The organism is Stenotrophomonas forensis, from assembly GCF_028752115.1.
Classification (GTDB): Bacteria; Pseudomonadota; Gammaproteobacteria; order Xanthomonadales; family Xanthomonadaceae; genus Stenotrophomonas; species Stenotrophomonas forensis.
The window spans coordinates 368709-381052 of sequence record NZ_CP082270.1 but is presented as its reverse complement, the minus strand read 5'-3'; the positions used below and the strand labels follow the sequence as shown (position 1 = coordinate 381052).

12 protein-coding genes are annotated in these 12344 nt (G+C 67.9%); 7 read left to right on the top strand and 5 right to left on the bottom strand.

The features are described from left to right. The first annotated feature begins 255 nt into the window (after positions 1–255). The 5 genes from K5L94_RS01785 to K5L94_RS01765 all read left to right on the top strand — a co-directional run bounded on the left by K5L94_RS01785 (position 256) and on the right by K5L94_RS01765 (position 4944). Positions 256–1104 (top strand): MurR/RpiR family transcriptional regulator, encoded by an 849-nt coding sequence (locus K5L94_RS01785; protein WP_274511880.1) that lies wholly within the window; start codon positions 256–258, stop codon positions 1102–1104. 15 nt (positions 1105–1119) lie between these two features. Further along, positions 1120–1881, top strand: coding sequence for a L,D-transpeptidase family protein (locus K5L94_RS01780; RefSeq protein ID WP_274511879.1), 762 nt, complete (start codon positions 1120–1122; stop codon positions 1879–1881). Next, the gene (locus tag K5L94_RS01775; protein WP_274511878.1) at positions 1878–3179 is read left to right on the top strand and encodes an APC family permease; all 1302 of its coding nucleotides are present in this window, start codon (positions 1878–1880) and stop codon (positions 3177–3179) included. The genes K5L94_RS01780 and K5L94_RS01775 overlap by 4 nt, the downstream gene beginning before the upstream one ends. Before the next feature lie 108 nt (positions 3180–3287). Next, positions 3288–3629: a hypothetical protein gene (locus K5L94_RS01770; RefSeq protein WP_053448598.1), complete on the top strand. Its 342-nt coding sequence runs from the start codon at positions 3288–3290 to the stop codon at positions 3627–3629. 145 nt (positions 3630–3774) lie between these two features. Further along, a complete protein-coding gene (locus tag K5L94_RS01765; protein ID WP_274511877.1) occupies positions 3775–4944 on the top strand; it encodes a PQQ-dependent sugar dehydrogenase in 1170 nt (389 codons plus the stop codon). A 70-nt stretch (positions 4945–5014) separates the two neighbouring features. Here K5L94_RS01765 and K5L94_RS01760 read toward each other — a convergent pair whose 3' ends face one another. The 4 genes from K5L94_RS01760 to folB form a co-directional block, all read right to left on the bottom strand. Beyond that, positions 5015–5584, bottom strand: a complete 570-nt coding sequence (locus K5L94_RS01760) for a hypothetical protein (protein ID WP_274511876.1) — start codon at positions 5582–5584, stop codon at positions 5015–5017. Positions 5585–5712: 128 nt separating this feature from the next. Further along, positions 5713–7887, bottom strand: a complete 2175-nt coding sequence (locus K5L94_RS01755; RefSeq protein ID WP_274511875.1) for a glycoside hydrolase family 3 N-terminal domain-containing protein — start codon at positions 7885–7887, stop codon at positions 5713–5715. 128 nt (positions 7888–8015) lie between these two features. Beyond that, complete coding sequence (locus K5L94_RS01750; RefSeq protein WP_274511874.1) at positions 8016–9287, bottom strand: mechanosensitive ion channel family protein; 1272 nt, start codon at positions 9285–9287, stop codon at positions 8016–8018. Positions 9288–9377: 90 nt separating this feature from the next. After that, positions 9378–9731, bottom strand: coding sequence for a dihydroneopterin aldolase (gene folB, locus K5L94_RS01745; protein WP_005407807.1), 354 nt, complete (start codon positions 9729–9731; stop codon positions 9378–9380). Between the two features lie 362 nt (positions 9732–10093). Here folB and K5L94_RS01740 point away from each other — a divergent pair, with 362 nt between their 5' ends. Continuing rightward, positions 10094–10753 (top strand): hypothetical protein, encoded by a 660-nt coding sequence (locus K5L94_RS01740; protein WP_274511873.1) that lies wholly within the window; start codon positions 10094–10096, stop codon positions 10751–10753. Between the two features lie 56 nt (positions 10754–10809). Here K5L94_RS01740 and tsaD read toward each other — a convergent pair whose 3' ends face one another. After that, positions 10810–11835, bottom strand: coding sequence for a tRNA (adenosine(37)-N6)-threonylcarbamoyltransferase complex transferase subunit TsaD (gene tsaD, locus K5L94_RS01735; RefSeq protein WP_274511872.1), 1026 nt, complete (start codon positions 11833–11835; stop codon positions 10810–10812). 166 nt (positions 11836–12001) lie between these two features. Here tsaD and rpsU point away from each other — a divergent pair, with 166 nt between their 5' ends. Continuing rightward, complete coding sequence (rpsU, locus tag K5L94_RS01730; protein WP_002808376.1) at positions 12002–12217, top strand: 30S ribosomal protein S21; 216 nt, start codon at positions 12002–12004, stop codon at positions 12215–12217. The last annotated feature ends 127 nt before the right edge of the window (positions 12218–12344 follow it).

The following is a 12344-nucleotide window of genomic DNA, read 5'->3' as shown; positions in this document are numbered from 1 at the left end:
TAGATCCACGCCATGCGTGGATGCACCTGCTCTTGCTTCTGCCCTACCCCGCAATCCCTTCGCGGCTGGCACGCGCGCGATGTGTCCGGGGTCGGGCGGGTGGGGCTTGCGGGGGTGTCCGCCGCATGGATGCGGCGGCCAAGCCTCCATGGACGGATTCACGGCGTCCCCTGCAATCCCCACCCGCCCGACCCATTCCATGACACGCTCTACGCTGCCAACCGCAACGTCTTTGCAGACACCCGGACACCCCGCATGCCGCCCCTGCTGAAGATCCGTTCCGAGCGCGGGCAGATGTCGGCCATCGAACGCCGCATCGCCGACTTCATCCTCGACAACGCCCACCTGCTGCGCGATTACTCGTCCCAGCAGCTGGCCAGCGCACTGGGCATCAGCCAGTCCAGCGTGGTGAAGTTCAGCCAGAAGCTCGGCTTCAAGGGCTACCCGGACCTGAAATACTCCGTCGGCCAGGATGTCGCCCGCGCCGGCACCGACCCGCAGCAGGCACCGAGCGAGCCGGACAGCGGCGACGACTACCTGCGCCTGGGCGAGGCCCTGCGTCGCAGCAAGGCACTGGCCGAAGAGGAAACCCGCCAGGCCAACCCGCGCGCGGAGATCGAACGCATCGTGCAGCTGCTCGACGACGCCCCGAAGCTGTTCGTGTACGGGCTGGGCGATGACGGCCTGTACGCCCGCGAGTTCGCCATGCGGCTGTCGCTGCTCGGGCTGCTGGTGGTGCCGCATACCGACCCGGTCCTGATGCTGGCCAACCTGTCGGCGGCACGCCCGAACGATGTGCTGCTGGTGTTCTCCGAATTCGGAAGCCTGCCCCAGCTGTCGCAGCTGTCGCGGCAGTTCCAGGACATGGGGGGCAAGGTGATTTCCATCACCCGCCATACCGCCAATCCGCTGCGCGCGCACGCGGATGCGGCACTGGCGGTCTGCGCGCACGACCGCACGCCGCAGGTGGCGCAGCTGCTGTACCGTAGCGCCATGCACGCCTTGCTGGATTTCCTGTTCGTGCTGCTCTGCCACGCCAATCCGGACCGCCAGCAGCAGCTGGCCGTGAACCTGGAGCGGATCGACCACCTGCTGGATTCCTGACCGGAGCGCATGTTGATGAAATCGCTGGTCCGCCTCGCCACCGCTGCGCTGCTGCTTGCCACAGCGTGGGCCGTCCACGCCGCGCCGCTGGACGGCGCACGCCAGTTGATCGTGGTCACCAGCGAAGGCTGGGACAGCACCCAGGGCCAACTGCAGGCGTATGTACGCGACGGCAAGGGTTGGCACGCGCATGGGCAGCCATTCCCGGTGGCACTGGGCCGCACCGGCAGCGCCTGGGGGCTGGGCCTGCATCCGGCACAGGCCGATGGCCCGCAGAAGCAGGAAGGCGACGGCCGCAGCCCGGCCGGCGTGTTCGCGCTCGGCAGCGCGTTCGGCTACGCCGTCACCCGCCCCGGCACCGCAATGCCCTACCAGCCGATGCTCGACAGCAGCTACTGCATGGACGTGCCCGCCTCACCGTTCTACAACCGCATCGTCGACGCGAAAAAGGTTGGAAAGGCAGCCGTGGAAGGCTCCACCGAGCCGATGCGGCTGGACCTGCACAACAAGGGCGACGTGCGCTACCAGCAGGGCTTTGTGATCGCCCACAACCCGGACAACCAGCCCGGCAAGGGCAGCTGCATCTTCGCCCACCTGTGGCGCCAGCCGGGCGAAGCCACGGCCGGCTGCACCGCCATGCCGCTGGCGCGCATGCAGGCGCTGCTGGACTGGCTGCGGCCGCAGGACACGCCGCGCTTCGTGCTGCTGCCGCGCGCCGAGTACCAGCGCCTGCAGGCACAGTGGCAGCTGCCCGCACTGAGCGGAGACGTCCGTTGAGCGCGCAGGACGAACCGCAGCTGCAGCGCGCGGTCAGCCGCTGGCAGATCGTCGGCCTGTCGATCAACGATGTGATCGGCAGCGGCATCTACCTGCTGCCGGCCGCCACCGTCGCCCTGCTCGGCCCCTTCAGCCTGTGGGGCGTGGTCGCCGCCGGCATCGTCGTCGCGCTGCTGGTGCTGTGCTACGCGCAGGCCGCCAGCTACTTCGATGAGCCGGGCGGCAGCTACCTGTATGCGCGCGAGGCGTTCGGCCGCTTCGCCGGGTTCGAGATCGGCTGGATGATCTGGCTGACCCGCATCAGCTCGGCCGCGGCGCTCAGCAATGCGCTGGCCGATGCGGTCGCACGCTTCTGGCCGTGGGCTGGCGCCGGCCTGGGTCGCATCGCGGTGATCGTGGTCTCGCTGGGCTTCCTCATCGGGGTCAACATCATCGGCGTGCGCTCGGCCGCGCGCACCGGCGTGGTGCTGGTGATCGGCAAGATGCTGCCGCTGCTGCTGTTCGTGGCCATCGGCGCGTTCTACATTGATCCGCAGCTGGCGTTCTCCGGCCAGCGCCCGGACCCGCACGACCTGCAGCGCATGGGCGAGGCAGCGCTCCTGCTGCTGTACGCCTACGCCGGCTTCGAGAACATCCCGGCCGCCGCCGGCGAGTACCGCAATCCGCGCCGCGATATTCCGTTCGCGCTGATCACCATGATCATCACTGTCACCGTCATCTACGGCGCGGTGCAGGTGGTGGCGCAGGGCACGCTGGCCGGCCTGTCCAGCTCGGCGACGCCGCTGGCCGACGCCGCCGCCGGATTCGGTGGCGAAGCGCTGGCGCTGATCCTGACCATCGGTGCCACCATCTCCATCCTCGGCACCAACAGCAACACGATGATGATGGGCCCGCGCTTCCTGTTCGCGCTGGCCCGCGATGGCTACGGGCCGAAGATCCTGGCGCAGGTGCATCCGCGCTTCCATACCCCGGCCGCGTCGATCCTGTGCCAGGGCCTGATCGCGCTCGGCCTGGCGTTGTCCGGTTCGTTCGTGCAGCTGGCGCTGCTGTCGATGACCACGCGCCTGTTCGCCTACATCGGCACCGCCGCTGCGGTACTGGTACTGGCCAAGCGCTATGCCGACCGCCCGGGCGCGTTGAAACTGCCCGGTGGCCCGCTGATTCCGGTACTGGCGCTGCTGCTGTGCCTGGCGCTGTTCGCCAGTGCCAGCTGGCAGAACATCGCCGCCGCGCTGGTGGCCTTCGCCATCGGCGCGGTGATCTACAAGCTGCCACGCAAGGACGCCGACGCCGGATGAACGGTGGCGCGCCCTGACCGGCGGATTGATCTGGCGATCACGCTGCCGGCCCCGGCGGTTAACCCGCCCGCAGGCACGATCAGGCTTCGTCCACAACGGAGCCCTTCCATGACCGAATACCAGATTCCCGGCCGCGTACCGGACGACAGCACGCCGCGCGACGCGGTCAGCAACTTCTGGCGCGAGCGCTACACCGCCGAGCCGTACTACGACGACCAGCTGTTCTTCGAGGATTATGAACCGGCCTACCGCATCGGCCATGCGGCGCGTGCCCAGGACATCATCCGCGCCTACGAGGAAGTAGAAGGCGAGCTGGAATCACGCTGGGCCAGCGAGCGCGGCCGCAGCCGCCTGGAATGGGCACAGGCACGCAGCGCGGTGCGCCGTGGTTGGGAGGAGGCGGTCAACCTCGACCAGCGGCTGGACAAGGGCGTACCGCGCGGTACCTGATCGTACCGCGCCCAGGATAGAGCCGCGTCCTGCCCGGCTCTGTCCAGACATGCACCTGTTCAGGACCTTCGGGCCACGACGGTCACCGCTCCAGTGGTATACAAGGGACAGCCCGGCCATCCGCATCCCCGCACTGGAGATACCCATGACCCGCACGCCCCTGCTGCTCGCCCTCGGCCTGGTGCCGATCCTTGCCACCTCGGCCTGCAACGCTGCCGACCCGGCCGCCAACGGTGGCCAGGCCGCTGCACCAGCGACCACCACCGCCGCCGACCAACGTCCCTTCACCGCCACCGAAGTCAGCCGCTTCGACCAACCGTGGGCGATGACCTTCCTGCCCGACGGCAGCCTGCTGGTCACCGAGAAGCGCGGCAAGCTGCAGCATCTGGACCTGGCCAGCGGCCAGAAGCATGAGATCACCGGCGTGCCGAAGGTTGCCTATGGCGGCCAAGGCGGCTTCGGCGACGTGATCCTGCATCCGCAGTTCGCCCACAACCACGTGATCTACCTCAGCTACGCCGAGGAAGGCACGCTGGATACCCGTGGTGCCGCCGTCGCCCGTGCCACCCTGGCGCTGGACGCCAGCGGCGCCGGCCAGCTGAAGGATCTGAAGGTGATCTGGCGGCAGAGCCCCAAGGTCAGCGGCGAGGGCCACTACGGCCACCGCCTCGCCTTCGGCCCGGACGGCAAGCTGTGGATCAGCTCCAGCGAGCGGCAGAAATTCGATCCGGCGCAGGACATGAGCGGCAACCTCGGCAAGATCATCCGCCTCAACGACGATGGCAGCCTGCCCGCCGACAATCCGTTCGCCTCGCAGGGGGGCGTCGCCGCACAGGTATGGTCGCTGGGCCACCGCAACATCCTCGGCATGGCCTTCGATGCCAACGGCAAGCTGTGGGCACACGAGATGGGCCCGGCCGGGGGTGACGAACTGAACCTGATCGTGCGCGGCGCCAACTACGGCTACCCGATCGTCTCCAATGGCAACCACTACGATGGCCGCCCGATTCCCGACCACGACACCCGTCCGGAATTCGCCGCGCCGAAGGTGACCTGGACGCCGGTGATCTCCCCGGCCGGCTTCGTGATCTACAGCGGCACCCTGTTCCCGCAGTGGAAGGGCAGCGGCTTCATCGGCGGCCTGTCCTCCACCTCGCTGGTGCGCGTGGCCTTCGACGGCGACAGCGCGCGCGAAGCCGAGCGCTTCAACATGGGCGAGCGCATCCGCGAAGTGGAACAGGGCCCGGATGGCGCGCTGTGGCTGCTGGAAGACGGCAGCAAGGCACGCCTGCTGAAGCTCACCCCGAAGACCTGACGCCCGATAGTGCCGGCCGCTGGCCGGCATCGCTCCTACCCAACGGCCCCGTACACGGGGCCGTTTGCATTCACTGGATGGTGCCGACCTTCACCTCGGTACGCGCACAGGCCTTGTCCAGGCACTCGCCGGTCAGCCAGACCTGCCCATCACCGATCATCACACCCTGCTGGTTGACGAACACCTTGCCGAAGTCCTGCCCGGACATCGCCTTGACCACCGCCGGCGTGATGATCTTCTCGTAGTTGCGCTGAAACTCGCCCGGCCCGCTGATCTTCTTGCCACCAGCGATGTTCAACGGGAAGCGCACTTCCTCCACCACGGCCGCGCGGTCACCACCAACCACGGCGGTCTTGAACGCGTTGAACACCTTCTCGTACTGCGCGGCATCGCCCAGCACGCTGTCGATGCGCGCGCGTGCATCGCCCTCCTCGGCGGCGGCGGGGGTGGAGTTTTCGCTGGCGTGCTCTGCCGCTGCCTGCGGCGCAGCGGCCGGGTCCGGCGTGGTGCTGGCTGCCGCTTCGGCCGGGGTGGAACCGGTCATCGGCGGCGGCGCATCCGCCGCAGGCTCGGCCGGGGGTGCCGGCTGCGAACAGGCGGCCAGCAGCAGGGCCGGAACAAGGAAAGCCATCTTGCGCATGCGCGAACTCCATCGGATCAAGGCCCCGATGGTAGCGCCGGGCCAGTGATGGCAACAAAAAGGGGACGGAGGGAATTAAGTCGTCTATGGCACAAACGACTTAATTCCCTCCGTCCCTTTTTCTTCGATCAGCCCTTCAGCAGTTCGAACTGCACCGCTTCGCCAGCGGCCGACGAGGCGCACACCCACACCTCGAACTGGCCCGGCTCGGCACGCAGCACGCCGTCGCGGCCGGTGAAGGCCAGCTGCTCGCGGGTCAGGGTGAACACCACTTCCGTCGACTCGCCCGGCTGCAATGCCACCTTGCGGAAGTCCTTCAGTTCACGCACCGGGCGCACGCGGCTGGCCACGCGGTCGTGGATGTACAGCTGCACCACTTCCTCACCCGCCACAGCACCGCTGTTGGTCAGCGTGGTGGTGAGCGTCAGGGTCTCGTCCCAGCCCAGCTGGGCGGCACTCAGCTGCGGCACGCCGTAGTCGAACGAGGTGTAGCCGATGCCGTGGCCGAACGGATACAGCGGCTCGTTCGGAATCTCGCGCCAGCGCGCCTTGAACTCCGACATGGTCGGCAGTTCCGGACGGCCGGTACGCGGGTGGTTGTAGAAGTACGGCTGCTGGCCGGACACCTGCGGGAAGCTGACCGGCAGGCGGCCGGACGGGCTGTAATCGCCGAACAGCACATCGGCCACGGCATGGCCGGTCTGCGTGCCCAGGTACCAGGTCACCGCGACCGCCTGTGCATTGCGCACCGCACCCTGCAGCGCCAGCGCGCGGCCGTTGCGCAGCAGCACCACCAGCGGCTTGCCGGTCATCGCCACGGCCTCGGCCAGCGCCTGCTGTGCTGGCGGCAGGGTGATCTCCACGCGCGACTGCGCTTCACCGCTGTAACGCTGCGGTTCTCCCAGTGCCAGCACCACTACGTCGGCGCGCAGCGCGGCGGCCACGGCCGCTTCGGTGCCGCCGGCAATCGCGGTTTCCAGCTCGCAGCCGGGCACGATCTCCAGCAGCGAGTCATCGCCGATGGCGGCACGCACGCCGGTTTCCAGGTCCACGTAGCGCTGCTTGTCGCCGAACAGCGTCCAGCAGCCTTCGATGTTCTCGCGGTCCTGCACGAACGGGCCGATCAGCGCGATCTTCTGCCCGGTCTTCCGCAGCGGCAGCACGTTGTCGCGGTTGTTCAGCAGCACGATCGAACGGCGTGCGGCATCGCGCGACAGTGCGTCATGCGCGGCGATGTGCGAGGTATCCGCTTCGCGCGCCGGGTCCAGCGAACGGTACGGGTCGTCGAACAGGCCGATGGTTTCCTTCAGCCACAGGATGCGGCGCACGCCTTCATCCAGCACTGCCATCGGCACTTCGCCGCTCTCGACCAGGCCCGGCAGGTGCTCGGCGTAGAAACCGCTCTGCATGCTCAGGTCGAGGCCGGCGGTGAACGCCTTGGCGGTGGCATCGCGGTCATCGGCGGCGTAGCCGTGGGCGACCAGTTCCATGTCGGCGGTGTAATCGGAAATCACCACGCCCGGGAACTTCCACTCACCGCGCAGGATGTCGGTCAGCAGTTCGGCGTTGGCGCTGGCCGGTACGCCGTTGATGTCGTTGAACGACGACATCACGGTAATCGCGCCAGCGTCGAAGGCGGCCTTGAACGGCGGCAGGTGCACGTCGCGCAGGGTCTGCGGCGAGATGTCCACCATGTTGTATTCCATGCCGGCCATCACCGCGCCATAGGCGGCGAAATGCTTCGGCGTAGCCAGCAGCGAATCGTCGGCGCGCAGGTCGCTGCCCTGGAAGCCACGCACGCGGGCGGCGGCGAAGGCACAGCCCAGCACCACGTCCTCACCGGCCCCTTCGGCGCCACGGCCCCAGCGCTGGTCGCGGGCGATGTCCACGGCCGGCGCATAGGTCCAGTGCAGGCCGGCGGCGGTCGCCTCGATGGCGGTGGCGCGGGCGGTGCGCTCGGCCAGCTCCGGTTCGAAGCTGGCAGCCTCGCCCAGCGGGATCGGGAACACGGTGCGCATGCCGTGGATGACGTCGGCAGCCAGGATCACCGGGATGCCCAGGCGGCTTTCCTCGGTGGCGACCTGCTGGATGCGGCGGCCCAGCTCGGCGCCGACACCATTGAACAGCGAGCCGACCTTGCCCTCGCGCACCTGCTGCAGCACCTGGTCGGCATTGCGCACGTTGGCTTCCGGGTTCACGTCCGGGGCGAACGGGCGGACCATGTCCGCGAAGACACCCAGCTGGCCGACCTTTTCCTCGACGGTCATCTGGGCAATGAGGGATTCGATGCGATCGGAGGCCACCAGCAGTCCTTGATGAAAACGTTTACAAGCCCGGCATTCTAGCGATCCCGCGCCATTTGGCGAGAGGTTTCGTCGTTCAGTTTCAGGCTCCAGCCGGATCCGTACGGTCCGGCCGGAGGCCTCGCAGCTTACTCCGAGCCGGCCAACTGGCGCTGCCCGGCCATCAACATGGCATCGCTGGAGGCCTGGAACACCCGCAGCCCGAAGGCCGGCAGGATCGCCAGGAGGTGGTCGAAGATGTCCGACTGCACCGCTTCGTACTCGCCCCAGGCGGTGCTGCGGGTGAAGCAGTACAGCTCCAGCGGCAGGCCCTCGGTGGTCGGTTGCAGCTGCCGTACCAGCAGGGTCATGTCGGTATGGATGCCCGGATGGTTGCGCAGGTAGCGCTCCACATAGGCGCGGAACGTGCCCAGGTTGGTCACCCGGCGGCTGTTGACCTCGGCCACTCCCTGTTCGCGCAGGCGCCCGTTCCACTGCCCCAGCTCCTGCGCCTTCTCGTGCAGGTAGTCGCGCAGCAGCGCGAACTCGCCGAGGAAGGCCAGGTCACCCTCGTCCAGGAAGCCGACGCTGTGCTGGTCCAGGTACAGCGCGCGCTTGATGCGGCGGCCACCGGCCTCCTGCATGCCGCGCCAGTTCTTGAACGACTCGGTCACCAGCTTCTTGGTCGGGATGGTGGTGATGGTCTTGTCGAAGTTCTGCACGGTCACGGTGTGCAGCGCGATGTCGATGACGTCACCGTCGGCGTTCTGGCTGGGCATCTCGATCCAGTCGCCGATGCGCACGCGGCCATCGCCGCTGATCTGCACGCTGGCCACCAGCGACAGGATGGTGTCCTGGAAGATCAGCATCAGCACCGCGGTGGCCGCGCCCAGGCCGGTCACCAGATAGCGCAGGTCAACGCCGGCCAGAGTGGCGACGATGGACAGCCCGGCGATCACGAAGATCACGATCTTGGCGACCTGCAGGTAGCCCTTGATCGGCTTGTTGCGTGCCTCGGGGCGGCGCTCGTAAAGGTCGTTGGCCGCATCCAGCGCATGCGATATCGCCAGCACCACGGTCAGGATCGCCCACGCCTGGCAGGCGCCGATGATGAAGCTGACCAGACCCGGCGGCAGGTCCGGTACGATGCGGATGCCCGAGGCGATCACCTGGCTGGGCACCACGTTGGACAGGCGCGAGATCACCCGCATCAGATGGCTGCCACGGCCGGTGTCGGCACCCGGCAGGCGGCTGAGCAGACGCCGCAGCCCGCGCAGCAGGATGCGCTTGGTCACCCAGTTGGCCAGGCCCGCTGCGACCAGCAGCGCCGTGATCATCAACGCCAGGTAGGCGCCGGGATAGGGTTCCAGTGTGTTCTGCAGCTTTTCCAGCCACTGTACCGCCACCACCGCGTCCACCATCGGTTGTCTCCTTGCTTCGTTCTTTGCTGTTGAGGTTGCCGGCCAGCGGCCGGCACTACCAGGTTGCCGGCCGCAGCCGGCGTCGCCGGGTCAGTCCCGCGTGCGTTCGATGATCACGCCCACCGCGCGTGCGCCACGCACCGCACCCGGCTTGCTCAGCTTCAGGCGCAGCCACTTCACGTCGAATTCGTCCAGCACGATCTGCGCACAGCGCTCGGCCAGGGTCTCGACCAGGCCGAACTCCGACTCGCGCACGAACTGCTCCAGGCGCTTGCTGACCGCCTTGTAGTTCAGGGTGTGGGCAATGTCGTCGGTGGCCGCGGGGCGACGGTTGTCGAAGCCCATTTCCAGGTCGAACACCAGGTCCTGGCGGATCCGTCGTTCCCAATCGTAGATACCGATCAGGGCGTCGATCGTCAGCCCCTCGATGAAAACCTTGTCCATTGCGGTTACCAGCCGAATACAGGCAACCATGGTAACGGCACGGCGGTGAGCCTGCCCGGAACGGGCGGTGGGCACTCTGACCGAGGCGGGCGCGAAAAAAACAAAGGGCCCCGCTAGCGGAGCCCTTTGGTACTACCTTTGTCCCCGGGGGGAGCTTTCTCAAGCCGCGAGTCCCGGTGGCGCAGGTGCCCAGACTAGTCAGTCATCAAACGGTGGGTCAAGGCCAATGCCGACAACGCAGACCCTCGTGTTCGCCCCGGCCGAAACGCGGGAAACAGGCCACGCACGCAAGGAGGTTTCCTGATGGTGGCCGACTCGATCCCTGGACAACCTGCGTCTTCCCTTCACCACCGCACATCACAATGGCTGCATACGATGCATTGAGGCGCGCGTTGTCAGCGGAGCGGTTGTCGACCTACGAGAGAATCGCATCAACCTGCGGCCCTGACGTTACTGCCGAATCCCTGTACGTGTGGAACATGCGGATGTGCGGCGCGTTGATGATGCCGGTCCACCTGTGCGAAGTGGTCACGCGCAACGCAGCGGCATCGGCATTGGCCCGACAGCACGGCCCGCGCTGGCCTTGGAACGATGCCTTCAGACGCAGGCTACCTGCCTCTTCATCCACCTCAGCCAGAGCCGCGCTGGAACAGATCGCCAGCCGCGCAACAGATACACCCGGGATCGTCGCTGACCTGCCGATGGTGTTCTGGCAGCAGCTCTTCACCTGTCGCTTCGACGCCACGCTGTGGCTACCGGCGCTCGGGACGGTTCTGCGTCATGCGCCTGCAGCTCATCCAAGCGTGATCAGGAAAGCCATCCATGCAGACATCGGGCGCATCCGCCATCTGCGCAACCGCATCGCGCACCACGAGCCCATCCTGGAACGCGACCTCGGCGCGGACCTGGCGGCGATCGGGCGGCTGATCCATGCGCGCTGCCCGCATACGCTGGGGTGGCTGCAGCGCCATGAGCGGGCGACGACCGTGCTGGCAGCGTCGCCGTTGGGTGCGCGTGCGTAGCCTCGATCACGCGCAGTCGAGCATGGCTCGACGATACAGAGCGCGGCGGTCGGGGTTCACACCGCCGGCAACGTCGCCATGTCCCAGCGTGGAGTCACGTCCACCTTCGGCGGGCTGTGCTGGCCGGCCTGCAGGCGCAGCGCGCCGGCGAAGGCGATCATCGCGCCGTTGTCGGTGCACAGCGCCGGGCGCGGGAAGCAGGCGCGGCCGCCGAGGCGCTCGGCCATCTGCTTCAGGCGTGCGCGCAGGCGCGTGTTGGCACCGACGCCGCCGGCCACCACGATCACGTTGGTCCCGGCCGCCTCCAGCGCGCGCTCGCACTTGATCGACAGGGTCTCGACCACGGCATCTTCGAAGCCACGGGCGATGTCAGCGCGGGTCTGCTCGCTCTGGTCGCTGTCGCGCCAGGCCATCAGGACCTGGGTCTTCAGGCCGGAGAAGCTGAAATCCAGCCCCGGGCGGTCGGTCATCGGCCGTGCGAAGCGGTACGCGCCCGGCGTGCCCTGCTCGGCCAGCCTGGCCAGCTGCGGGCCGCCCGGGTACGGCAGGCCCATCAGCTTGGCGGTCTTGTCGAAGGCCTCGCCGGCCGCGTCGTCCAGGGTCTCGCCCAGCAGGCGGTACTGGCCGATGGCGTCCACCGCCACCAGCTGGGTATGGCCACCGGACACCAGCAGCGCCACGAACGGCGCTTCCGGCGGGTCGTCCTCCATCAGCGGGGCCAGCAGGTGGCCTTCCATATGGTGGACGCCCACTGCCGGCACCTCCAGCGCCCAGGCCAGCGAACGCGCCACGCCCGCGCCCACCAGCAGGGCGCCGACCAGGCCGGGGCCAGCGGTGTAGGCCACGCCATCGATGTCGCCCACGCCCAGGCCGGCCTCGGCCAGGGTCTGGCGCACCAGCGGCAGCAGCTTGCGCACGTGGTCACGGCTGGCCAGCTCGGGCACCACACCGCCGTACTCGGCGTGCAGGGCGATCTGGCTGTAGACCGCATGGGCGCGCAGGGCCGCGCTGCCGGCCAGGTCGGTGTCATACACCGCCACGCCGGTCTCATCACAGGAAGATTCGATGCCAAGGACTCGCATGCCTGCTATTATGACGCCCCTGCCGCCCCCTCGGGGGACGTGCAGGTCTCACTGCTTTCGAACCCCCGGCCCGTATTCAGGGTTGGCCGCTTGCAGTTTGTCGTTTCGCCGCTATAATGTGCGGCTCGCCGGGCGTGACCCGGTTCTACTGTGTCCCGGAGATTCCATGCCCAGCGTCAAAGTCCGCGAGAACGAGCCCTTCGAGTTTGCTCTTCGCCGCTTCAAGCGCACTTGCGAAAAGGCCGGTGTGCTGGCCGAAACCCGCAAGCGCGAGTTCTACGAAAAGCCGACCCAGGAGCGCAAGCGCAAGGCCGCCGCTGCTGTGAAGCGTCAGCTGCGCCGCTCGTCGCGCGACGTCACCAAGCGTCAGCGCCTGTACTGATCGGACGCATCTTCATTGCGGCGGGCCTGCCTGTCGCGATGGAGCCGAAGCCGGCACGCGCGAGCGTCGCCGGCTTTTTGCGTTTCCGGGTCCGGGCATCCGCCCCGCCCTACCTACCACCACGAGG